General features: G+C 71.0%; 16 protein-coding genes, 5 tRNA genes and 1 riboswitch. Of the genes, 12 read left to right on the top strand and 9 right to left on the bottom strand.

From position 1 onward, the window contains the following. Positions 1-199: 199 nt before the first annotated feature. Both AB0E98_RS09840 and AB0E98_RS09835 read right to left on the bottom strand, forming a co-directional pair. Positions 200-460, bottom strand: a complete 261-nt coding sequence (locus AB0E98_RS09840) for a DUF3073 domain-containing protein (protein ID WP_311612906.1) — start codon at positions 458-460, stop codon at positions 200-202. Between the two features lie 373 nt (positions 461-833). After that, entirely contained in the window at positions 834-1,988 is a 1,155-nt protein-coding gene (locus tag AB0E98_RS09835) for a Glu/Leu/Phe/Val dehydrogenase dimerization domain-containing protein (protein ID WP_361700668.1), read from the bottom strand. A 192-nt stretch (positions 1,989-2,180) separates the two neighbouring features. Here AB0E98_RS09835 and AB0E98_RS09830 point away from each other — a divergent pair, with 192 nt between their 5' ends. Then, on the top strand, positions 2,181-3,038 hold the full coding sequence (locus AB0E98_RS09830) for a hypothetical protein (protein ID WP_361700665.1): 858 nt from the start codon (positions 2,181-2,183) through the stop codon (positions 3,036-3,038). A 492-nt stretch (positions 3,039-3,530) separates the two neighbouring features. Continuing rightward, entirely contained in the window at positions 3,531-3,737 is a 207-nt protein-coding gene (gene bldC / locus AB0E98_RS09825; RefSeq protein WP_003949541.1) for a developmental transcriptional regulator BldC, read from the top strand. A gap of 469 nt (positions 3,738-4,206) precedes the next feature. Here the strand turns inward: bldC and AB0E98_RS09820 are convergent, their stop codons facing one another. The 6 genes from AB0E98_RS09820 to AB0E98_RS09795 all read right to left on the bottom strand — a co-directional run bounded on the left by AB0E98_RS09820 (position 4,207) and on the right by AB0E98_RS09795 (position 9,166). Continuing rightward, positions 4,207-4,389 carry a DUF6274 family protein gene (locus AB0E98_RS09820; protein WP_361700662.1) on the bottom strand — a complete coding sequence of 61 codons (183 nt, stop codon included), beginning with the start codon at positions 4,387-4,389 and terminating at the stop codon, positions 4,207-4,209. 188 nt (positions 4,390-4,577) lie between these two features. Then, a tRNA-Asp gene (locus tag AB0E98_RS09815) sits at positions 4,578-4,652 on the bottom strand. A gap of 122 nt (positions 4,653-4,774) precedes the next feature. Next, entirely contained in the window at positions 4,775-8,749 is a 3,975-nt protein-coding gene (gene hrpA / locus AB0E98_RS09810) for an ATP-dependent RNA helicase HrpA (protein WP_361700659.1), read from the bottom strand. Between the two features lie 131 nt (positions 8,750-8,880). Further along, positions 8,881-8,954 (bottom strand) — tRNA-Phe (locus tag AB0E98_RS09805). 25 nt (positions 8,955-8,979) lie between these two features. Further along, positions 8,980-9,054, bottom strand: a tRNA-Asp gene (locus AB0E98_RS09800). Positions 9,055-9,093: 39 nt separating this feature from the next. After that, positions 9,094-9,166, bottom strand: a tRNA-Glu gene (locus AB0E98_RS09795). Positions 9,167-9,303: 137 nt separating this feature from the next. Here AB0E98_RS09795 and AB0E98_RS09790 point away from each other — a divergent pair. From AB0E98_RS09790 to AB0E98_RS09775, 4 genes are all read left to right on the top strand, one after another. Then, positions 9,304-9,654: a metallopeptidase family protein gene (locus AB0E98_RS09790; RefSeq protein WP_361701505.1), complete on the top strand. Its 351-nt coding sequence runs from the start codon at positions 9,304-9,306 to the stop codon at positions 9,652-9,654. Between the two features lie 289 nt (positions 9,655-9,943). Then, positions 9,944-10,360, top strand: a complete 417-nt coding sequence (locus AB0E98_RS09785) for a hypothetical protein (protein ID WP_361700656.1) — start codon at positions 9,944-9,946, stop codon at positions 10,358-10,360. Between the two features lie 297 nt (positions 10,361-10,657). Beyond that, complete coding sequence (locus tag AB0E98_RS09780; RefSeq protein WP_361700654.1) at positions 10,658-12,904, top strand: DEAD/DEAH box helicase; 2,247 nt, start codon at positions 10,658-10,660, stop codon at positions 12,902-12,904. Positions 12,905-13,072: 168 nt separating this feature from the next. Next, positions 13,073-13,145 (top strand) — tRNA-Lys (locus AB0E98_RS09775). Positions 13,146-13,382: 237 nt separating this feature from the next. On the opposite strand, the gene tuf is transcribed toward AB0E98_RS09775, so the two are convergent. Further along, positions 13,383-14,576: an elongation factor Tu gene (tuf, locus tag AB0E98_RS09770; RefSeq protein ID WP_361700651.1), complete on the bottom strand. Its 1,194-nt coding sequence runs from the start codon at positions 14,574-14,576 to the stop codon at positions 13,383-13,385. Between the two features lie 353 nt (positions 14,577-14,929). Here tuf and AB0E98_RS09765 point away from each other — a divergent pair, with 353 nt between their 5' ends. From AB0E98_RS09765 to AB0E98_RS09740, 6 genes are all read left to right on the top strand, one after another. Continuing rightward, complete coding sequence (locus AB0E98_RS09765; RefSeq protein ID WP_361700649.1) at positions 14,930-16,201, top strand: MFS transporter; 1,272 nt, start codon at positions 14,930-14,932, stop codon at positions 16,199-16,201. Positions 16,202-16,419: 218 nt separating this feature from the next. Next, positions 16,420-17,286 (top strand): DUF6227 family protein, encoded by an 867-nt coding sequence (locus AB0E98_RS09760; protein ID WP_361700646.1) that lies wholly within the window; start codon positions 16,420-16,422, stop codon positions 17,284-17,286. 221 nt (positions 17,287-17,507) lie between these two features. Continuing rightward, positions 17,508-17,711 (top strand): cold-shock protein, encoded by a 204-nt coding sequence (locus AB0E98_RS09755; protein WP_311612941.1) that lies wholly within the window; start codon positions 17,508-17,510, stop codon positions 17,709-17,711. A 208-nt stretch (positions 17,712-17,919) separates the two neighbouring features. Further along, entirely contained in the window at positions 17,920-19,578 is a 1,659-nt protein-coding gene (locus AB0E98_RS09750) for a DEAD/DEAH box helicase (RefSeq protein ID WP_361700643.1), read from the top strand. Positions 19,579-19,829: 251 nt separating this feature from the next. Then, positions 19,830-20,975, top strand: coding sequence for a PP2C family protein-serine/threonine phosphatase (locus AB0E98_RS09745; protein WP_361701503.1), 1,146 nt, complete (start codon positions 19,830-19,832; stop codon positions 20,973-20,975). 139 nt (positions 20,976-21,114) lie between these two features. Then, positions 21,115-21,283, top strand: a riboswitch (cyclic di-AMP (ydaO/yuaA leader). 11 nt (positions 21,284-21,294) lie between these two features. Then, positions 21,295-22,470: a M23 family metallopeptidase gene (locus AB0E98_RS09740; protein ID WP_361700641.1), complete on the top strand. Its 1,176-nt coding sequence runs from the start codon at positions 21,295-21,297 to the stop codon at positions 22,468-22,470. The last annotated feature ends 9 nt before the right edge of the window (positions 22,471-22,479 follow it).

Here is a 22,479-nt window from a genome sequence, read left to right as displayed (position 1 = left end):
GGGGCGCCCTCGCGCGCGTTCCTCCGGTTGCCGCGCGACTTCGGCCTCCCGCGGGTGGGGTTCGGGCCGGCGCCGGCGGCGGCGCCGCCCCCGCCCCCCCCCCCCGCCCCGCAGCATCTGCACAACGGCATCAGGACAGCGCAGAACCCGGTCCGGGGCGAAGCCCCGAACCGGGTCACTGAAAGCTATGACTACCGCGTCAAGTGCGACGGCGATACACCGACGGGTCGGACGAGTGCTCGTCCTCTTCCTCGTCGTTGTAACGCGCCGCGTACTGAGCGTACGGGTCGTCCTCCAGCTCGTCGTCCTCAACAAGCGGCTCGCTCTCTGGCGGCTGCTTGATCGACGGCTGCGTTGCGCCCAGCTCATTGGCCAGACGTGAGAGGTCGGTCCCGCCGCTGTTGTACTTCAGCTGGCGGGCGACCTTTGTCTGCTTGGCCTTGGCCCGGCCGCGCCCCATGGCTCGACCCCCTCATTGACGGGGCTCGACGGCCCCAGAGTCTTGACACGCGTTCACGTTCATGAGTCAGAGCGGACCCCTGTAGGAGGTGTCCGGCCTGTAGAGCTTCAACGGTACCTGCTTCCGCGGCCATACGGTACGTCGCCCGCATGACGTGCCACGGAGCCGGACCCGGAAGAGGTCCAGTACGCGCTGGTCAGCTGCGATTTTAACGTGTCCCGAGCGCCGACCCGCCGAGGGGTGGTGAGAGATCTCTCCTTCCGCCGCCTTCCGGTCACTCTTCTGTGGGGATCCCTGTGGAGATCGCCGTGCGGGCACCGGTCGCCCGCCCGGGCGGAAGATCACCCGAGCGGGCCAGTCGGGACACGGAGGGTCACCGCGCGGGGGCGGGGACCGTGCTCACCGCCTCCCGTGCCGCCTCGGCCCTGGCCTCCGCCATGCGCTGCTCGGCGAGCCGGTCCGCCGCGACGGCCGGCGGAACGCCGTCCGCTCGCGCGCGGTCGAATATGGCCAAAGTCGTGTCGTAAATCTTGGTCGCCTTGGCCTTCGCCCGGTCGAAATCAAAGCCGAGGAGTTCATCGGCGACCTGGATCACTCCACCGGCGTTCACCACATAGTCCGGCGCGTAGAGCACGCCCCGGTCGGCGAGGTCCTTCTCGACCCCCGGGTGGGCGAGCTGGTTGTTGGCCGCGCCGCAGACCACGGAGGCGGTGAGGACGGCCACGGTCTCGTCGTCCAGCGCGCCGCCGAGGGCGCAGGGGGCGTAGACGTCGAGCGGGGCGCGGACCAGTGCGGCGGCGTCGTCCACGGCCGTGATCCGGGGGTGCCGGGCCAGGATCCGCTCGGCCGCGGCGGCCCGGACGTCCGTGATCACGACCTCCGCGCCGTCCTGGACCAGGTGCTCCACCAGGTGGTGGCCGACCTTGCCGACGCCGGCGACGCCCACCCGGCGCCCGCGCAGCGTCGGCTCGCCCCACTTCGTTCTGGCGGCGGCCCGCATGCCCTGGAAGACGCCGAAGGCGGTGAGCACGGAGGAGTCGCCGGCGCCGCCCTGCTCGGGCGAGCGGCCCGTGGTCCAGCGGTTCGTCCGGGCGACCACGTCCATGTCCTGTACATACGTGCCGACGTCGCATGCGGTGACATAACGGCCACCCAGCGAGGCCACGAAGCGTCCGTACGCAAGCAGCAGCTGCTCGGACTTGATCAGATCGGGATCGCCGATGATCACAGCCTTTCCGCCGCCGTGGTCGAGCCCCGCCAGGGCGTTCTTGTACGACATGCCGCGGGAGAGGTTCAACGCGTCCCGTACCGCGTCCTCGTCGGACTCGTACGGGTGGAATCGGGTCCCGCCCAGGGCCGGGCCCAGGGCCGTGGAATGGAGGGCGATCACGGCCTTGAGGCCGCTCTCGGCGTCCTGGCAGAGCACGACCTGTTCATGGCCGCCCTGGTCGGAACGGAAGAGGGTGCGCAGTACGCCGTCGTCGGCGCCGCTGGTAGGACGTACGTCGGTCACGGTGGTGACTCCCATATGCCGCGGAGGTCGCCCTCGCTGGGGTGGTGGAGGGCCGGTTGGGCACGAGGGTAGGGCCTGGCGGCCCGGCCGGCCGGGCTCGTGCCGAGGATCACTCTCCCGGGCTCCGGTGCCATGGGACGATTTGGACGGTATGGGGAGAGGCACCCGCAACTCCCCGGAGGTGACCTACGGCTTGAGGGAGCGAGCGTGGGCGTGGCGTCGTCGGTGACCGTGCCGTACGCGGCCTATCTGCGGGTCTACGAGCCGCTGGCCGCGTTCCCGGAGCCGGAGCGGTCCCACTGGCTGCGGTACGCGCGCCGGGAGAGCCTTCCCGGGGCCCAGGACGAACTGCGCCGCTCGCTGGCGGATCTGCTGCCCACCCCGCCCGTCCCGGTCCCGGTGCACGAGAGCGGCGACGCCTTCGTGGCCGTCGTGGACGGTGTGGTGTGCGTCTGCCCCTGGCGCACCCGGCTGCGGGGCTGGCTGGCGCTGCGGGAACTGGCGGAGCGGTTTCCCGCGCCCGTGCTGGACGCGGCGCTGCCGCCCGTGGTGCGGCGCCAGGCCGCCGCGGACCACGAGCGCTGGGCGGCCCGCAACCCGGACGCCCGGCCGTGGATCAGGACGGCGACGTGGCAGGTGCCGCTGCGCTGGTTCGTGCTCTTCTCGGACGACGAGCGCGAGTACGGCAAATCCGCGCCGGAGGGCCGGGAGAGTGGCGGGGGACTCCTGCTGCGCTACCGGACTCCGATGGTCCAGGCGCGTCGGCGGGTGGCCCGCGGATTGCGTACGCTCCGGGACGCGATGGACGAGGGGCCGCTGATCGACGGGCTCGTGGAGGTCGGGCGGTGGCTGGAAGAGTTCCATCCGCGGTCCCTGGTGGAGCTGGACTACGGCGGACTTGTGCATATGGTTCCCGAGGCACGGCTGGCCGAGGACCACTCGGCCGCCGACACGGCGGACGGGCTGGCGGCGCTGCGGGCGGGAGACGGGGCGCGGGCCGGTGCGGCGTACGAGCGGCTGACGGAGCGTTGGAGGACGGTCCGCGACCGGCAGTTCGCCAACTGACTGCCCGGCACCGGCGGCCGGCCGGTGCCGCGATCAGGACCTAGGTCCCGATCCGGGCCATTGCGGCAACCGTGACCTAACGCACTTACGTTAGGTCTTGCGCCCATCGCCCATCCCCATGGCAAAATAGGACAAGGAGTCTGGGAAGGGTTCCTTCCGCCCAAGTAAGGGCGGATAGTTCGGTATTGCACTCCTTGGCGGATCTGGTGACCCCTGATCTGTTTGATCCCGCTGTGACTGATCGTCACGGCGGGGTGACTGTCCGCTATGGCATGGTCCATCGGGTTCCGTCGAGGTTGAACACCTGAGAGGGCAATTCCATCGGTTTGGCCGACGTGGCTGGACAGATGGTGTAGTTGTAGTGCCGAGGACAAGCCGTTCGTCCTATAACCGACTCGGCCCGCGTCCGCCATTTCGGGCAACGCGGGTCAAGGTGCAGAATTTAGAGGAAAGAACCGACGTGATGGTTCGGTTCTCCCGAGGAGGCCGCTCATGACCGCTCGCACCCCTGATGCCGAGCCGCTGCTGACCCCGGCTGAGGTTGCCACGATGTTCCGCGTGGACCCGAAGACGGTCACCCGCTGGGCCAAGGCTGGCAAGCTCACGTCCATCCGCACGCTCGGAGGACACCGCCGTTACCGCGAAGCGGAGGTCCGTGCCCTGCTGGCGGGCATTCCGCAGCAGCGCAGCGAGGCCTGAACAGCTGAACAACTGAATGACCGGGCGATTTCCGGGGCCCCCAACCCGGCTCTCGCCCAGCTGAAGCTCCACAGACGGTAAAGACAGATGCCTGCCCCAACAGGCGTCTCGCCCACCGACTTGGGCCGGCCGTCGATCGCGCTGGACTCCGCCGAGTCCAGCGCGATCTTTTTTATGCGCCGGTATCCCCGCGCGGGCGCGTCCGGCGTGCCCGTACCCGGGTCCACCGGACGCGCCGGCGGAAGACCGGAAGGTCGGTGCAATTGCACATATTAAATTGACTCGGTGTAGGGAGGGGGTGAGTTCCCCTACCATGGAAATACTTTCAGTGACTCCCGTCACATCGCGGCATGCTTGTCCCCCATCATGCCGCTGGGGTAAAGGACTTGCCGCTCGCGGTCACTCTGCGGAGCCACTGCCCGGCGGCGCCCGTGCCACCCCCCGTCACCGCCCCCGGAGCCGCCGTACGTCACCGGGGGAGGGGACTCCCCTCCCGTGGCGCCTCCTGGTCGCTCCCGGCCTCCTGGGCGAGCCGCAGGAGCCGGTGGCAGACCGGGCAGTGTCTCGTCAGGTGGCGATAGCCGGCCGCGGCGGAGAGATGGGCGCGCAGCAGCGCCCTCGTCTCGTGCCGGCTGCGCTCGGTCGTCGTCATAGGGCGCGGCACCTCCCACTGACTGGGGTACCCCTGGCACGTGTCGCAGTCAAGGTCAAAAGCACCGAGGCCCGGATCCGGGGGTCCGGATCCGGGCCTTCAAGTCGGCGGGCTCCCGGGGCACTTGCCCCCGGTCGCACAAACGGCGGAGCCCGTATCCCTGGGGGATACGGGCTCCGACTCTACTGCGGTCCTGACGGGATTTGAACCCGCGGCCTCCACCTTGACAGGGTGGCGAGCACTCCAAACTGCTCCACAGGACCTTGCTTGCTTTCCCGCTCTCGCGTTCTTGCGAGACAGACTCTACAGCAGGTCAGGGGGTGCGGTCGAACCAGCGCCCCGTGACGGCGCCCACACCTCCGGGGCGCCGTCCGCGGGTGCCCCGCTACGGGGCCAGCTTGTCGATCGCCTTGACGATCCGCTTGTCCGAGACCGGGTAGGCCGTGCCCAGCGCGTGGGCGAAGTAGCTCACCCGGAGCTCCTCGATCATCCAGCGGATCTCCCGGGCCTCCTGGGGCACGGGGCGGCCCTTGGGGAACTGCTCCAGCAGCCACGCGTACTCGTCGCGCATCTCCTGGACCTTCGCCAGCCGGGCCCGGTCCCGCTCGGCGTTGGTGGGCAGCTGGGTCAGCCGGCGGTCGACGGCCACCAGATAGCGGAGCAGGTCCGGCAGGCGGCGGACGCCGTGCGCCGTGACGAAGCCCGGCTTGATCAGCTCCGCCAGCTGCTGTTTGACGTCCGTGAGCGACGTCAGCAGCACCGGGCTCGTCGTGGCCTTCAGCCGGCGCTCGCACGCCTGCCAGGCTGCCAGCACCTCCTGCGTCCGGCGGATCGTGTCCAGCGTCGCGTCGACGATGTCGGCCCGGACGGCGTCGAAGAGCTTGCGGAAGGACTCCTCGTCCCACACGGGACCGCCGTGCGCCGCCATCAGCTTGTCCGCGGAGCCCGCGACACAGTCCTCGAAGAGCGCCTGGATCGAGCCGTGGGGATTCCGCGACAGCGCGAGCTTCTGCTGATTGCCGAGCTTGTCCTGGGCGAACTTCGCCGGGTTCGACGGCAGGTTCAGCAGGATCAGCCGGCGGACGCCGGCCCACATCGCCTCGCGCTGCTCGGGCTCGGTGTCGAAGAGCCGCACGGCCACCGAGGACCCCTCGTCGACCAGCGCCGGGAACGCCTTCACCGGCTGGCCCGCGCGACGCGTCTCGAAGGTGCGCGGCAGCGTCCCGACCGTCCACGACGTCAGCCCCGAACGCTGCTCGGGACGGGCGGTGCCGCCGGAGGCGCCATCCGTCTTCTCCGCGGCCTGCTCGAAGGCCTTGGTGATCGCGGCCTGCGTCTTCGGCTTGAGCCGCAGCCGCAGGGCCTCCAGGTCCTTGTCCTCGGCGATCTTGCGCTTGCGCTCGTCGACCACCCGGAAAGTGATCTTCAGATGGTCGGGGACCTTGGCGAGGTCGAAGTCCTCCGCCTCCATCCGCACCGCCGTCATCCGGTGCAGCCCGTGCGCCAGCGCGGTCGTCAGCGGCTCCTGGAGCGGCAGTGCGGTCGATCCGGAAAAGCCGTCCAGAAAGCGTTGGGCGAAGTTCGGCGCGGGGACGCAATTGCGGCGGATCGGCTTGGGCAGCGACCGGATCAGCTCCGTGACCAGGTCCTCCCGCAGCCCCGGGATCTGCCAGTCGAAGCCCTCGGCGGAGACCTGGTTGAGCACCTGGAGCGGGACGTGGACGGTCACACCGTCCGCGTCCGCGCCCGGCTCGAACTGGTACGTCACCTTGAACTTCAGCCGGCCCTGCCGCCAGGAGTCCGGATAGTCGTCCTTGGTGACGGCCTCCGCGTTCTCGTTGATGAGCATGGAGTGCTCGAAATTGAGCAACTCCGGCTCGTCACGCCGCTTGTGCTTCCACCAGGAATCGAAATGCGCTCCGGAGACCACGTGTTCCGGCAGCCGCTGGTCGTAGAAGTCGAACAGCGTCTCGTCGTCCACGAGAATGTCACGCCGCCGGGCGCGGTGCTCCAGCTCCTCGACCTCGCCCAGCAGTTTGCGGTTGTCATGGAAGAACTGATGGTGCGTCCGCCAGTCGCCCTCGACGAGCGCGTTGCGGATGAACAGCTCACGGCTGATCTCCGGGTCGATCCGCCCGTAATTCACCTTCCGCTGCGCCACGATCGGCACGCCGTAGAGCGTCACCCGCTCGTACGCCATCACCGCCGCCTGCTTCTGCTCCCAGTGCGGCTCGCTGTACGTGCGCTTCACCAGGTGCTCGGCGAGCGGCTCGACCCATTCCGGCTCGATCCGCGCGTTGACGCGCGCCCACAGCCGGGAGGTCTCCACCAGCTCCGCCGACATCACCCAGCGCGGCGGCTTCTTGAAGAGCGCCGAACCCGGGAACACCGCGAACTTGGCGTTGCGGGCACCGACGAATTCATTGTTCTTCTCGGTGTCCTTCAGGCCGATGTGCGACAGCAGGCCCGACAGCAGCGACTGGTGCACCCGCTCCGCCGGCGCGTCCTCCTCGGCGAGGTGGATGCCCATCGTCTTGGCGACCGTGCGCAGCTGGTAGTAGATGTCCTGCCACTCGCGTATGCGCAGATAGTTCAGATACTCCGACTTGCACATCCGGCGGAAGGCCGAGGACGACAGCTCCCGCTGCTGCTCGCGGATGTACCGCCACAGGTTCAGGAAGGCGAGGAAGTCGCTGGTCTCGTCCTTGAACCGGGCGTGCTGCTGATCGGCCTGCGCCTGCTTCTCCGACGGCCGCTCGCGCGGGTCCTGGATCGACAGCGCGGCCGCGATCACCATGACCTCGCGGGCACAGCCGTTGCGGTCGGCCTCCAGCACCATGCGGGCCAGCCGGGGGTCCACGGGCAGCTGGGAGAGCTTCCGCCCCAGCGGTGTGAGCCGCTTCTTCGGATCCTTCTGCTGCGGATCGACCGCCCCCAGCTCCTGGAGCAGATCGACACCGTCCTTGACGTTCCGGCGGTCCGGCGCGTCGATGAAAGGAAACTTCTCGATGTCGCCGAGGCCCGCCGCCGTCATCTGGAGGATGACCGACGCCAGGTTCGTCCGGAGGATCTCCGCGTCCGTGAACTCGGGCCGCGCGAGGAAGTCGTCCTCCGAGTACAGCCGGACGCAGATGCCGTCGCTCGTACGGCCGCAGCGGCCCTTGCGCTGATTGGCGCTGGCCTGCGAGACCGGCTCGATCGGCAGCCGCTGGACCTTGGTGCGGTGGCTGTAGCGGGAGATCCGGGCGAAGCCCGGGTCGATGACGTACTTGATGCCGGGAACGGTCAGGGACGTCTCGGCGACGTTCGTGGCGAGGACGATCCGGCGGCCGGTGTGCCGCTGGAAGACCCGGTGCTGCTCGGCGTGGGAGAGCCGCGCGTAGAGCGGCAGCACTTCGGTGAACTTGAATTTGCGCTTCTCCAGCGCGTCCGCCGTGTCGCGGATCTCCCGCTCGCCGGAGAGGAAGACCAGGATGTCGCCCTCCCCCTCCCGCTGGAGCTCGTCGACGGCGTCGCAGATCGCGGTGATCTGGTCACGGTCGGCGTCGGAGGACTCTTCCTCCAGCAGCGGCCGGTAGCGGACTTCCACGGGATACGTACGGCCCGAGACCTCGACGATCGGCGCGGCGCCGAAATGGCGGGAGAAGCGCTCGGGGTCGATGGTGGCGGAGGTGATCACGACCTTGAGGTCGGGGCGCCGGGGGAGGAGCTGGGCGAGATAGCCGAGGAGGAAGTCGATGTTGAGGCTGCGCTCGTGCGCCTCGTCGATGATGATCGTGTCGTACTGGCGCAGCTCGCGGTCCGTCTGGATCTCGGCGAGCAGGATGCCGTCGGTCATCAGCTTGACCATGGTGGTCTCGCCCACCTGGTCGGTGAAGCGGACCTTCCAGCCGACGGCCTCGCCCAGCGGCGTCCGCAGCTCCTCGGCCACGCGCTCGGCGACCGTACGGGCGGCGATGCGGCGGGGCTGGGTGTGCCCGATCAGGCCTTTGACGCCGCGGCCGAGCTCCATGCAGATCTTGGGGATCTGGGTGGTCTTGCCGGAGCCGGTCTCACCCGCCACGATCACGACCTGGTGGTCGCGTATCGCCTCGAGGATCGCGTCCTTCTTCTGGCTGACGGGCAGCTGCTCCGGATAGTCGACGGCCGGCATCGCGGCCCGGCGGTTCGCGACGCGCAGTTCTGCCGCCTCGACCTCCGCCGCGATCTCGGCCAGGACGGCCGTACGGGCCTCGGGCTTGCGGACGCGACGGGCCCCGTCGAGCCGTCGCCCCAGCCGCTGCGCGTCGCGCAGCGTCAGCTCGGGCAGGCGGGCGGCGAGGTCGGCGAAGGCGGCGGGGGTGGCAGGCTGCGTAGACATACGGGATCCAGGATCGCACCACGCGCCGCGAAGCGGCGAACGCATTTAGGGGCTGCCGTGCCCCTGGCCCTCGGATGCCCGTGCGGCCCGGAAAACACCGAGGCCCCCATCTTTCGATGGGGGCCTCACTGTGGCTGGGGCCGGGGTCGAACCGGCGACCTTCCGCTTTTCAGGCGGACGCTCGTACCAACTGAGCTACCCAGCCATGCGATCACCGAGGTGATCGCAAGCGGTCCTGACGGGATTTGAACCCGCGGCCTCCACCTTGACAGGGTGGCGAGCACTCCAAACTGCTCCACAGGACCATGCTATGTGCGAGCACTAGTCTCGCACACGGTACAGCGTGCCCCCAACGGGATTCGAACCCGTGCTACCGCCTTGAAAGGGCGGCGTCCTGGGCCACTAGACGATGAGGGCTGATGGCCCACCTGGGCGCTTTGTCGGCGCCTCGGGGACGTGAGAAGCATATGGGATGCAGGGACCGATCGCCAAAACGGTTTGCCGGAGGCGTCCCGGGACCCCCTCCGGAGGCTCTCGTGCCGGACAATGGCGGCGTGCTGGAGATGACGCGCGAGGAGTTCGAGGAACTGGTCGCCGAGGGTCTGGACCGGATCCCGCCGGAGCTGACACGGCTGATGGACAACGTCGCCGTGTTCGTCGAGGACGAGCCCCCGGCCGGGCACCCGGATCTGCTGGGGCTCTACGAGGGCACGCCGCTCACCGAGCGTGGCGAGTGGTACGCCGGGGTGCTGCCGGACCGGATCACGGTCTACCGCGGGCCGACGCTGCGGATGTGCGCCGCGCGGGACGAGGTCGTGGCCGAGGTCGAGGTGACGGTCGTTCATGAAGTGGCGCACCACTTCGGGATCGACGACGAGCGCCTCCACGCGCTGGGCTACGGGTGAGGTGAGGCCACGGATGAGCCTGCGGACGAGGCTACGGATGAGCCTGCGGGCGAGGCCACGGGCGAGGCCACGGGCGAGGCCACGGGCGAGGCTACGGATGATCGAGGGCTGATCGCCGGGCGCCGCGCGTGTCCTGCGCGGGGCGGGGCCAGTTGGGCAGGGCGCTCGTCCCCTGTACCCGAAGGCGGTCCCCTTCATGCGCGCAACGTCAGCGCACACGCCAGCGTTCACCCGTTTCGTGGCCGCGGCTGCCCTGGCCCTGACCCTGGGCGGGTGCGTGAGCGGGTGCATGAGCGTGAGCGACCCGGGCCGTCCGGCGCCGTCGGGGGCGGGCGGGCAGCGCGAGACCGGGACCCAGCCGGACGGCGGGCTGCGGCCCCCGGCGGGCCGCCTCGGCCGCGCGGACGGAAAGTCGGTGAAGGGCGGCGCGAGCGGCAGCCCCTCGGCCAAGGACGCGCGCCCCTCCGCCTCCGCGTCGGCCTCGGCCGCCCCGGGGGCCTCCCCGTCGGCGTCCCGGCAGCCGGGCAAGCCGGGGGATCATCCCAAGCCGCCGAGCGGCCCCAACCAGGGCGGCTCCCCGGCGCAGGGGAAGCCCCCCGTGCCCACCCAGCCCGCCACGCAGCCCCCGCCCACCCAGGCCCCGCCCACGCCTCCGGCCCCCACGACGCCGTCCTCGCCGCCCCCGCCGCAGCCGGGGCCCTCGTAGGCGGTGCCCGCCCTGTGGACGGGCCCCGCCGGGCCCTCGCGGACGGGCCCTCGTGAGCGGCCGGGAGCGCGGCGGCGGGGGTACTGTGGCGCAGGCCATGCGACCGGAGCTTGCGCGTCCTGGCGATGGGTGCGTATGGTGGTAGATCGTTTGATCCCATTTGCCCGGCGCCTCACAGAAGCGCGCCGTGTGGCGCGTTCCTTACCTTGCCGTGGCTGACCGCATCGAGGCGGTCATTTGTGAAGCCGACACGGAGCTTGGGCGCGTGCCGAAACTCCGGAAGGTTTCGCATTTCGCATGTCCATTTCCACTGACACCACCACCATGTCCGAGGCCGTCGAGCCGGCCGAGATCGTCGAGATCGCGGACACGGCCGTCGACACCGCCGAGGTCGTCGAGGCCGCTGAGGCCGCTGAGCCCGCCGAGCCCCAGATCACCTTCGGTGACCTGGGCCTGGACGACGCGATCGTCCGCAAGCTGGCCCAGAACGGCGTCACCACGCCCTTCCCGATCCAGGCCGCGACCATCCCGGACGCCCTGGCCGGCAAGGACATCCTCGGCCGTGGCCGCACCGGCTCCGGCAAGACCCTCTCCTTCGGTCTGCCGCTGCTGTCGACCCTGGCGGGTGGCCACACCGAGAAGAAGCGCCCCCGCGGCCTGATCCTCACCCCGACCCGTGAGCTGGCGATGCAGGTCGCCGACGCCCTCCAGCCGTACGGCGACGTCCTCGGCCTGAAGATGAAGGTCGTCTGCGGCGGTACGTCCATGGGCAACCAGATCTACGCCCTGGAGCGCGGTGTCGACATCCTCGTCGCCACCCCGGGCCGTCTGCGCGACATCATCAACCGTGGTGCCGCCTCCCTCGACAAGGTCCAGGTCGCCGTCCTCGACGAGGCCGACCAGATGGCCGACATGGGCTTCCTGCCCGAGGTCACCGAGATCCTCGACCTGGTGCCGTCCGGCGGCCAGCGCCTGCTGTTCTCCGCGACGCTGGAGAACGAGATCGACACCCTCGTCAAGCGCTACCTGGTCAGCCCGGTCACGCACGAGGTCGACCCCTCGGCGGGCGCCGTCTCCACCATGACCCACCACGTCCTCGTCGTGAAGCCGAAGGACAAGGCGCCGGTCACGGCCGCGATCGCCGCCCGCAAGGGCCGCACGATCATCTTCGTCCGCACCCAGATGGGCGCCGACCGCGTCGCCGAGCAGCTGCTCGACTCCGGTGTCCGCGCGGACGCGCTGCACGGCGGCATGACCCAGGGCGCCCGTACCCGCGTCCTGGAGGACTTCAAGGGCGGCCGTGTGAACGTCCTGGTCGCCACCGACGTGGCCGCCCGAGGCATCCACGTCGACGGCATCGACCTGGTCCTCAACGTCGACCCCGCCGGTGACCACAAGGACTACCTGCACCGCTCGGGCCGTACCGCCCGCGCCGGCCAGTCCGGCACGGTCGTCTCCCTGGCCCTGCCGCACCAGCGCAAGCAGATCTTCCGCCTGATGGAGGACGCGGGCGTCGACGCCTCGCGCCACATCGTCGGCGGTGCCGGCGTCTTCGACGAGGACGTCGCCAAGATCACCGGCGCCCGTTCCCTCACCGAGGTCCAGGCCGACTCGGTGGCCAACGCCGCCAAGCAGGCCGAGCGCGAGCTCCAGGACCTGACCCGCCAGCTGGAGCGCGCCCAGCGCCGTGCGACGGAGCTCCGCGAGGAGGCCGACCGCCTGGTGGCCCGTGCCGCCCGTGAGCGTGGCGAGGACCCGGAGGCCGCCGTCGCCGCTGCCGCCGAGGAGCTCAAGGCCGAGGCCGCTGCCGCCGAGGCCGCCGCCATCCCGGCGCAGAACGCCTCCGAGCGCCGCGACGAGCGGGGCAACTTCGAGCGCCGTGGCGGTGGCTTCCGCCGCGACGACCGTGACGAGCGCGGTGGCGACCGCGGTGGCTTCCGTCGCGACGACCGCCGTGACGGCGACCGTGGCGGTGACCGTGGTGGTTTCCGTCGTGACGACCGTCCGTCGTTCCGTCGTGACGACCGTGACGAGCGCGGTGGCGACCGTGGCGGCTTCCGTCGCGACGACCGCCGTGACGGTGAGCGCGGTGGCGACCGCGGTGGCTTCCGTCGCGACGACCGCCCGTCGTTCCGTCGTGACGACCGTCGTGACGGTGAGCGCGGTGGCGACCGTGGTGGTTTCCGTCGTGACGACCGCCCGTCGTTCCGTCGTGACGACCGTGACGAGCGCGGTGGCGACCGTGGCGGCTTCCGTCGCGACGACCGCCGTGACGGCGACCGTGGCGGCGACCGCGGTGGCGACCGTGGCGGCTTCCGCCGCGACGACCGCCCGTCGTTCCGTCGTGACGACCGTCCCTCCGGTGGCGGCTACCGTTCCGCCGGCGGCGACCGCCCGTTCAACCGCGACCGTCGTGACGACCGTCCCTCCAGCGGCTTCCGCTCCGGTGGCGGCGACCGCCCCCACGGCCGTCGTGACGACCACCGTGGCGCCGGCTCCTTCGACCGCCGCGCCGAGAAGCCGCGCTGGAAGCGCAACGGCTGATCGAGCGATCGATCCAACGGCTGGTCTCCACAGCTGAACTGAGGGCCCGTACGGCATTCACGCCGTACGGGCCCTCGGCCGTCCGGAGCCGTTTCCGGACATCCGCGCGATGTCCGGGGCCATAACGACTCGGGCATCCACGGTCGGCCGGGCTATGCTGCGGTGTGCGGGCCGTTAGCTCAATTGGCAGAGCAGTGGACTTTTAATCCATTGGTTGTGGGTTCGAGTCCCACACGGCCTACCGCCGAGGCCCAGGTCGGACCGTTCTGACCTGGGCCTCAAGGCTTTTCCCAAGGCTTTTCCCCGAGTGGTTTCCCGCCGCCACGCCGCCCTGGGTCCGGTGCCCGGCCAGGGGCGGACGCTAGCGTGTCGGTTGGGAACGGGGCCGCCGACCCGGCTCCAGGGTCCTCTGGCCAGCCCTTGGCGATGTCCCGTTCCCGCCTTTTCCTCCCCGTCGCCCCCCATCGCCGTCGCGCCCCTAGGCTGTGATCTTGGTGACCTGGCCGGCGCCGACGGTGCGGCCGCCCTCGCGGATGGTGAAGCGCAGGCCCTCCTCCATGGCGATCGGCTGGATGAGTTGGACCGTCATCTCGGCGTTGTCGCCGGGCATGACCATCTCTGTGCCCTCCTTGAGGGTCACAACACCGGTCACGTCAGTCGTACGGAAGTAGAACTGCGGACGGTAGTTGTTGAAGAACGGGGTATGACGGCCGCCCTCGTCCTTCGAGAGGATGTAGGCCGTGGCCTCGAACTCGGTGTGCGGGGTGACCGAACCGGGCTTGATGATGCACTGGCCGCGCTCGACGTCCTCGCGCTTGATGCCGCGGAGCAGCAGGCCGACGTTCTCGCCCGCCTGGCCCTCGTCGAGCAGCTTGCGGAACATCTCGATACCGGTGACCGTCGTGGTCGTCTTCTCCGGGTGGATGCCGATGATGTCGACGGTCTCGTTGACCTTGAGGATGCCGCGCTCGATACGACCGGTGACGACGGTGCCACGACCGGTGATCGTGAAGACGTCCTCGATCGGCATCAGGAACGGCTTGTCGACGTCGCGCTCGGGCTGCGGGATGTGCTCGTCGACGGCGTCCATCAGGTCCTCGACGGACTTGACCCAGGTCGGGTCGCCCTCGAGCGCCTTCAGTGCGGAGATCTTGACGACCGGGGCGTCGTCACCCGGGAACTCGTACTCGTTGAGGAGCTCGCGGACCTCGAGCTCGACGAGCTCCAGGATCTCCTCGTCGTCCACCATGTCGGCCTTGTTCAGGGCGACGACGATGTACGGAACGCCGGACTGGCGGGCCAGGAGCACGTGCTCCTTGGTCTGCGGCATCGGACCGTCGGTCGCGGCGACCACGAGGATCGCGCCGTCCATCTGGGCGGCACCGGTGATCATGTTCTTGATGTAGTCCGCGTGACCCGGGCAGTCGACGTGGGCGTAGTGGCGCGCCGCGGTCTGGTACTCGACGTGCGCGATGGAGATGGTGATACCGCGCTGACGCTCCTCCGGGGCCTTGTCGATCTCGTCGAAGGGCGTGTAGGGGTTCAGGTCCGGGAACTTGTCGTGCAGCACCTTGGTGATCGCCGCGGTGAGGGTGGTCTTGCCGTGGTCGACGTGACCGATGGTGCCGATGTTGACGTGCGGTTTTGTCCGCTCGAACTTCGCCTTCGCCACTGGGAAACCTCCAGTTCGCCTCAGCAGGACGAAGGAAGGCCGGCGGCCGTCGATCCCTCGCGTCCTGAAATGGTCGTGAATACGCGGAGCAATGCTCCCGTCACCCTATGTCGTCACGGTGTCATCTGGCGCGCGGCGCGTCCCCGGATGGACGAGCGCGTCCCCCACCATCCGCTTCCCGAGACGGGGGGCGAACAACGCCACACGTGCGGGTGGTGACGCGGCTGGACTGGTCCGGGTTTGACGGCGAATGCCCGGGAGGCGATCTGGACAGTCGACCTATCGTGTGCGGCCACCGGAGGCGGATGTGCCGGAGGTAACACGCCATGAGTCATGGGCCAGAGGCATAGGCGATGAAGCACATACGTCTGTTGCGCTGCCGATCCGTGCGGGTGCTGTGGCTGTCGATGACCCTGTCCGTGCTGGGCGACCGGCTGTACGGGCTGGCCGCGATGTGGGTCGTGTACGAGGCGACGGGCTCGTCCTCCCGGACGGGCCTGGTGGCCGCCGTCGAGTCGCTCCCCTACATAGCTCTCGGCTACATAGCCCTCGGCGGTGCGGGCTCCGTGATGGCCCGCTTCTCCCGCTGGCGCGCCCTGGCCTGGGTGGACGCCGGCCGGGCCGCCGTCGCGCTGGCCGTACCGCTGTTCTGGTCGCCGGACACGACCGGCTTCCTGATCACGCTGACGCTCGTCCTGCTGCTCGGCACGCTCAGCGCGCTCTTCGACCCCAACTTCGGCGCGCTGGTGCCCCAGCTGGTGCCGGTCGAGGAGCTGCCGCTGGTCAGCGGCCTGTTCGACCTGACGTCGAGGATCGCGGGCGTGCTCGGGCAGGGGAGCGTGGGGGTCCTCCTGCTGCTCGTGTCCGAGATCGAACTGTTCGCCGTCGACGGCTGCACCTTCGTCGTCTCGGCCCTGGCCCTCGGCTGGCTCGGCCACCGCACGGCGACGGAGGGGAGGGCGGACGACGCGCCGGGGGACCCGCCCGCCTCCGGGCGGCAGGGACCGGACGTACGCGCCCGGTCCCTGCTCCACCGCCACCCCCGGATCGCGATCGCGGTCGCCGTGCACGGCGTGGCCCTGTTCACCGCGGCGGTCTCGACCGTCGGCCTGCCCCCACTGCTCGTCTCCCGCTTCGGCCAGGGCGCCACCGGATACGGCCTGGCCCTCGCCGCCACGGCCGCCGGCGGACTCGCCGGGAACCTGCTCACCGGCCAGTTCGCCGGACGGCGGACCGACGGCGACCCGGCCGTGCCCGCCGAGTCGTGGATCACCACGTACTGCCTCGCCTGGGCGCTGTCCGGATTCGCGCTGGCCGGGCTGGGCGTGGCGGGCTCCATGACGACTGTGATCGCCCTGTGCGTCGTCTCCGGCCTCCTCTTCCCCATCTGCGCCGTGACCTTGCGCGCCCACCTGACCCGCTTCGCCCCGGCCGAGCGCCTCCGGCTCCTGACCGTCGACCAGACGGTCACGCGGTCGGCCGGGATGGCCGGACTCCTCCTGCTGCCGCCCGTCGTGGACGCGGCTCCGGTCGGGGCGTTCGTAGGAGCGGGCGTTCTGTTGTCGGCGGCGGCGCTGACGGGCTGGTGGCTGGGCGTACGAACGACGGAGGGACCGCCCCTGTAAGGGGCGCGGGGCAGTGCCTTCATACGGCTACCGCCGCGTGGGCGCGACCGGCCACGAACGGTCCGCGGTCGAGGTCCCGCACCGCGAGGGGGCGGCGAACGCGAGCGCGGGCGAACCCGCCAGTTGGTGAAAACCCCGCCCCCGGCGTGTGTTCACGCCGCTACGGTAAGTGCGCGGGGTGGGCAGTAGTGGTGCGGCGAGGTCGGGAGGCGACGGGCATGGCGAAGACGCGAGCGGGCGGGGGCGAGGGCGAGAGCGGGCGGGGCGGCGAGCCGGACGGCTCCACCGGCTCCGAGCGGGCGCCCGCCGAGCAGACGCCAGCCGAGCAGACGCCCGCAGAGCAGGTGGCGGAGCTGCTGAAACGGGCCCAGAACGGCTTCGAGATCGGCGAGCCGCTCCTGGACCGGCTGCGCACGGCGCTGATGCACCAGACCGAGCTCCGCTCGTACCGTCAGCGCAACGACGGCCGGCGTCCCCTCCGGTGCAACACCTACCGGCACATCTTCCTGCTCGCCGACGGCAGCAGCCTCGTGCTCTACGAGCTGGAGCACGACACGGGACCGCAGGAGCGCTTCCTCTACGAGCTCTACACCGACGACGGCGCGCTCGACGCCGCCGAACGCCGGGTGCACGACCGGATCGGCGGCGGGGGCATCGGACCGGGGAGCGAGTCCGAGGAGCTGCCCGCCTGGCTGGCGGAGGAGCTGCTCCTCGCGATGGGCCCGACCAGGCCCCGCCGGGAGTACGTCTCCGAGGCCTCGCCCGACCATGCCCGCAGGCTGCTGCGCCGCGCGGAGAATGCGGACGGGCCCGGGGAGGTCGTCCGCGAGCTGCTCCAGGGGGCGCTCGGCCACCACATCGCGCTGATCACCAAGCCCAGGCGCCGGGCCACGGGCCGCGACGCCACCTGGTGCCGGTTCTACGAGCACGCGTTCCTGCTGGAGGGCGGCGGCGAGGTCAGCCTCTGGGAGCTGGAGCACAACATGACGGCCGACGGACGGCTCGTCTGTGAGGTGTATCTCGACGAGGCGGAGGCGGAAGTGGCCGCCGACCGCCATGCCAGGGCTCAGGGCGTCGAGTTATAGGGGCGCGGTAGGGGAGGGAGCCGGGGTGGCGGGGTGCCCGCCCCGGGCCTTGGCGGGGAGAAGGCCATGGCCATCCCGGGTGGTCGTATGGTACGGTCGACCAAGTTGCAATTGTGGTACCCATGAACTTGTGTGCGCCTCGGTTCTGTAGCCGATGGCGCATTTTTGTTTTTGCCGGTCTGTTCCGGTCTGGGGACCCACCCCATCCAAAGGAGTAAGACATGGCTACCGGCACCGTGAAGTGGTTCAACTCGGAAAAGGGCTTCGGCTTCATCGAGCAGGACGGCGGCGGCCCCGACGTCTTCGCCCACTACTCGAACATCGCCACGAACGGCTTCCGTGAGCTCTTCGAGGGCCAGAAGGTCTCCTTCGACGTCACGCAGGGCCAGAAGGGCCTGCAGGCGGAGAACATCGTCAACATCTGACGACCCCGGCCGGATCCGTCCGGCCTAGCGTGACGCCTCGACGCGTCACGCGGCACAGCACGACAAAAGGCCCGCGCCACTGGGTGCGGGCCTTTTGCCGCCCCGCGCCAGCGCGCCCAGGGCTCACGCCGGAACGTCCGTCCAGGGCCGCCCCGCGAACGAGGTCCCCGAACCGGGCGTGCCACCCCACTGAGGGAAGGTCCCCCGAATGACTCGTTCCGCACGCCCCGCCCGCTCCTCGGAGTCCCGCTCCGCCGACTCCGCCCGTTCCGGCCGTCCGGCGGGCCCCGCCCGTTCCGGCCGTCCCGCCCGTTCCCGTGGCGGACGTCAGCCCGAGCGTCGCCCCGCCGCCCCTCTCCAGGGTGAGTTCGAGACGCCCGTCAGCACGACGCCGGCCCTGCCGGCCGTCGACTCCTTCGCCGCGCTGGACATGCCCGGCGGTCTGCTCTCCACGCTGACCCGCGAGGGCGTCACCGAGCCCTTCCCGATCCAGGCGGCGACCCTCCCCAACTCGCTGGCCGGCCGTGACGTCCTCGGCCGTGGCCGTACGGGCTCGGGCAAGACCCTCGCCTTCGGCCTGGCGCTGCTGGCCCGTACGGCGGGTCGGCGCGCCGAGGCGAAGCGACCGCTCGCGCTGGTCCTCGTGCCCACGCGGGAGCTGGCCCAGCAGGTCACCGACTCCCTCACCCCGTACGCGACCGCCGTCAACCTGCGGATGACCACGGTCGTCGGCGGCATGTCCATCGGCCGGCAGGCCCAGACCCTCGCGCGCGGCGCCGAGGTGCTCGTCGCGACGCCGGGCCGGCTCGCGGACCTCATCCAGCGCGGCGACTGCTCGCTGCGCGACGTGGCGATCACGGTTCTGGACGAGGCCGACCAGATGGCCGACATGGGCTTCCTGCCGCAGGTCACCAAGCTGCTGGAGCAGGTCGCCCCGGGCGGTCAGCGGATGCTGTTCTCCGCGACCCTGGACCGCAACGTCGACCGGCTCGTCCGCCGCTTCCTCACCGACCCGGTGACGCACTCCGTCGACGCGTCGGTGGGCGCGGTGGTGACCATGGACCACCACCTGTTCCACGTCACCGACCAGGACAAGAAGGACGCGGTCAGCCGGGTCGCGGCCCGCGCCGGGCGCGTGATCATGTTCGTGGACACCAAGCGTGGCGCCGACCGGCTGGTCAAGAAGCTGCTGTCCCAGGGCGTCCGCGCCGCCGCGCTGCACGGCGGCAAGAGCCAGCCGCAGCGCAACCGGGTGCTGGACCAGTTCCGGACCGACCAGGTCACCGCGCTGATCGCGACGAACGTCGCCGCGCGCGGCATCCACATCGACGGTCTCGACCTCGTCGTCAACATCGATCCGCCGGTCGACCACAAGGACTACCTCCACCGCGGCGGCCGTACCGCTCGCGCGGGTGAGTCCGGCACCGTCGTCACGTTCGTCCTGCCCGAGCAGCGGCGCGAGATGAGCCGCATGATGACCACGGCGGAGATCACCGCGAACGTCATCAAGACCTACCCGACCGACCCCGAGCTGGCCCGTATCACCGGTGCCCGCGAGCCCAGCGGTGTCCCTGTCGTCATCGCGCCGCCGGCCCCGGCCCAGCCGCAGGGCGGTCAGGGCGACAAGGGTGCCAAGCCGTCGCGCTCGCGCGGTTCCCGCTCCCGCTCGCGTTCCGGTTCGGGTGCCGGTTCGGCCGCCGGCTCCGGCTCCGGTGCGGGCAACGGCGGCGGCCGTCCGTTCCGCGGCTTCGGCGGCAACGGCGGCGAGGGCTCCCGGCGCTCCGGCGGCACCCGTCCGGGCAACGCCGTCGGCCGGTCGCGCCGAGGCGGCGCCGGCGGCGGCGGTCGTCGTCCTGCCGCTTCCTGAGGCCCTGACGGCCCGAGCCTCTTCCGGCCTGTGGCCCTGAGGCTCCGACCTCCTGAAACTCCGTCGGCCCGAGGCCCCGGCCAGTCGGCCGGGGCCTCGAACGGCGCATCCCCGTTCGCCCGGCCGTACCCCGCCCGCAAGGGTGGACGGGTATGGAGCAAGGGACGTCGGCCGGTCAGGAGCACACGGTGGGGAAGCGAGTCGGGCCACCGCCCGGGCCGGATGCACTCTGCGAGCCGCTCCCCGGGCGGGTGACGTCGGTCGTCGTCGCCCGCTGCCTCCCCGCCGCCGTCATCGTCGGCGGCATCGCTTTCGACGTCCTCACGCCCCCCAAGTACTCCTCCGCTCCCTTCTTCGTCTCCGCGCCCCTCGTCGCCGCCCCGCTCCTCTCCCTCTTCGCCACCCTGCTCACGGCGGTCGTGGCCCTGGCGGCGATGGTCACGCTCTCCTTCGCGCGGCAGGCGCCGGAGACGGGCGAGTCGGTGACCGAGGTCGCCACCGTCCTGATCGTCGGCGCGCTCGCCGTGGGCATCAACCGCGTCGTACGGCGCGGCAATCTCCGGCTGGCGTCCGTACGGAGCGTCGCGGAGGCCGCCCAGCGGGCCGTGCTGCCCACGCCCCCGGCCCGGATCGGCGGGCTCCGCGTGGCCGCGCGCTATGTCGCCGCGCAGGCCGACGCCCGGATCGGCGGCGACCTCTACGCGGTGCAGGACACCCCGTACGGCGTCCGCGTCATCGTCGGCGACGTGCGGGGCAAGGGCCTCGGCGCGGTGGAGGCGGTCGCGATCCTGATCGGCGCGTTCCGGGAGGCGGCGGAGCAGGAGCGCACGCTGGAGGGGCTGGCGGTGCGGCTGGAGCGCGCGCTGCAACGGGAGGGCGCACGGCGCGCGAACGTCGATCAGGCCGAGGGGTTCACCACCGCCGTCCTGGCCGAGGTCCAGCCGGGCGCGGGCGCCCTGCGCATCGTCAACCGCGGCCATCCGCCCCCGCTCCTGCTCCATTCCGACGGCACCGTCGGGGACACCCACCCCCGAGCGCCCGCCCTGCCGCTGGGGATGGAGGACCTGGGTGTGTGGCCGGACCGGGTGGAGGAGTGGGAGTTCCCGGTGGGGGCGACGTTGCTGCTGTTTACCGACGGGGTCACCGAGGCCAGGGACGCGGCCGGGGCGTTCTATGACCCCCAGCCACGGTTGCACGGCAAGCAGTTCCGCAGCCCCGACGCCCTGCTGGACTCCCTCGCGGCGGACGTGACCCGGCACGCGGGCGGGCGTACGGACGACGACATGGCCCTGCTCGCCATCCGGCGGATCGACGGCAGGCTCCGTACCGCGCCCATCACCCACAAACGTCCCCAGGTCACCGCCCGTCCCGCACGCATTCAGTTGCATAACGACTGACGAACTATCAGAAATAAGCGCTTCATAAAGAACCCCAACATGCCAGCTGGGTTCACTCTTTCGGCTTGGAATCCGGCCGCTCTGTCTATTAACGTTCGATAACGCAGCGCGGTCGTTGCAGCCGTCGCAAGGGCGGTGCCGTGCGCCTTCGCCGAATCCCGTGGGCGGAACCGGGGAACCATCATTTGGGGTGAATCGGGCCCGAACGCAGGCCTGTAGGAGACCTTCCTCCTCCGAACCCTCCCCCAGAGCCTGAACGGCCTGGGGGGACCCCCACGCTTAACCCGGTAGGCGAACAGGAAGGAAAGGAGTCGCCCTCGTGGCGTCCAACAGCTCCGACAGCTCCGCGTTCGACGGCAGTCCGTACGACCCTCCGTACGACCCCCCGTTCGTTCCCGCCTACATTCCCCCCTACGAGCCGGATCCGGCCCCCGAGGCCACTGTCCCCGCCCCCGCGCCCCGGGCGGCGGCCGACGAGTGGGCCCCCGGCGAGGACCACCCGGCGGCGCCCGTCCGCGGCCGGCACCGTGTCGTCAAGCCGCGCGGCGGCACGATGGCGCGCAGCGGGGCGGTGCTCGGCGCCGGAATGATCGCGGCGGTCGGTGCGGGCGGCATGGCCAGCGCCCAGGACCGTCCGCAGCCCTCCATATCCATGCCGGACCTGGCCCAGAGCATCCCGGTCGTCGGCTCGTTCATGGCCGACGGCCACGAGCGGGGCGGGCAGCGGGCCGTCGAGGCGCAGCAGGCCCCCGTCGAGACGGTACGTACCGTGCGCGACACCGCCGACGCCGGCGAGGTGCTGCGGGCCCGCATCCTCCAGCAGGCCGAGCACCAGCAGGGCGCCGCCGAGGCCGAGGCGCAGGCGCGCGTGGCCCAGGCCGCCGCCGAGCAGCACCGCAAGGCGGCGGCGGAGAAGGCCGCGGCGGAGCGGGAGTCGGCCGAGCGCGAGGCGGCGGACGCGAAGGCGGCGACGTACGAGGCCGCGCAGCGGGAGGCGGCGGACGGTGGGGCGGCGACGGCTGAGGCGGCCGGAACGGCCGGCACTCCGGAGCGGCACTCGACCGGATCGTCCGGCTCCGCGCACCGTGGCACCGCTGGCGGATCCTTCACCCTCCCCGTGGCCTCCTACACCCTCACCGCCGGCTTCGGCCAGGCGGGAAACATGTGGTCCGCGAACCACACCGGCGAGGACTTCGCCGCCCCCACCGGCAGCCCGGTCAAGGCGGTCGGCGGCGGCACCGTCACCCAGGCGGGCTGGGCGGGCGCGTACGGCTACCGCATCGTGCTGACGCTCGATGACGGGACCGAGGTCTGGTACTGCCACCTGTCGTCGATGGTGGTCACGTCGGGCAAGGTCGGCACGGACACGGTCATCGGCCGGGTCGGCGCGACCGGCAATGTCACCGGCCCGCATCTCCACCTGGAGGTACGGCCGGGCGGTGGCGCGCCGGTGGACCCGCTGTCGTGGCTGCGGGGCAGGGGCCTGGAGCCGTAGCGAGCAGGC

Origin of the sequence: Streptomyces sp. NPDC037389, assembly GCF_040636475.1 — a bacterium.
GTDB lineage: Bacteria > Actinomycetota > Actinomycetes > Streptomycetales > Streptomycetaceae > Streptomyces > Streptomyces hesseae.
The sequence above is the reverse complement of the archived record's forward strand: the minus strand, read 5'-3'. Positions and strand labels throughout refer to the sequence as shown.

What these genes read in the sequence shown, in the direction of transcription:
- AB0E98_RS09765 (WP_361700649.1), top strand. Translation starts at nt 14,930, where the DNA reads ATGAAGCACATACGTCTGTTGCGCTGCCGATCCGTGCGGGTGCTGTGG.
- AB0E98_RS09755 (WP_311612941.1), top strand. Translation starts at nt 17,508, where the DNA reads ATGGCTACCGGCACCGTGAAGTGGTTCAACTCGGAAAAGGGCTTCGGC.
- AB0E98_RS09785 (WP_361700656.1), top strand. Translation starts at nt 9,944, where the DNA reads ATGAGCGTGAGCGACCCGGGCCGTCCGGCGCCGTCGGGGGCGGGCGGG.
- AB0E98_RS09840 (WP_311612906.1), bottom strand. Translation starts at nt 460, where the DNA reads ATGGGGCGCGGCCGGGCCAAGGCCAAGCAGACAAAGGTCGCCCGCCAG.
- AB0E98_RS09820 (WP_361700662.1), bottom strand. Translation starts at nt 4,389, where the DNA reads ATGACGACGACCGAGCGCAGCCGGCACGAGACGAGGGCGCTGCTGCGC.
- AB0E98_RS09760 (WP_361700646.1), top strand. Translation starts at nt 16,420, where the DNA reads ATGGCGAAGACGCGAGCGGGCGGGGGCGAGGGCGAGAGCGGGCGGGGC.
- AB0E98_RS09835 (WP_361700668.1), bottom strand. Translation starts at nt 1,988, where the DNA reads ATGGGAGTCACCACCGTGACCGACGTACGTCCTACCAGCGGCGCCGAC.
- AB0E98_RS09750 (WP_361700643.1), top strand. Translation starts at nt 17,920, where the DNA reads ATGACTCGTTCCGCACGCCCCGCCCGCTCCTCGGAGTCCCGCTCCGCC.
- bldC (WP_003949541.1), top strand. Translation starts at nt 3,531, where the DNA reads ATGACCGCTCGCACCCCTGATGCCGAGCCGCTGCTGACCCCGGCTGAG.
- hrpA (WP_361700659.1), bottom strand. Translation starts at nt 8,749, where the DNA reads ATGTCTACGCAGCCTGCCACCCCCGCCGCCTTCGCCGACCTCGCCGCC.
- AB0E98_RS09780 (WP_361700654.1), top strand. Translation starts at nt 10,658, where the DNA reads ATGTCCATTTCCACTGACACCACCACCATGTCCGAGGCCGTCGAGCCG.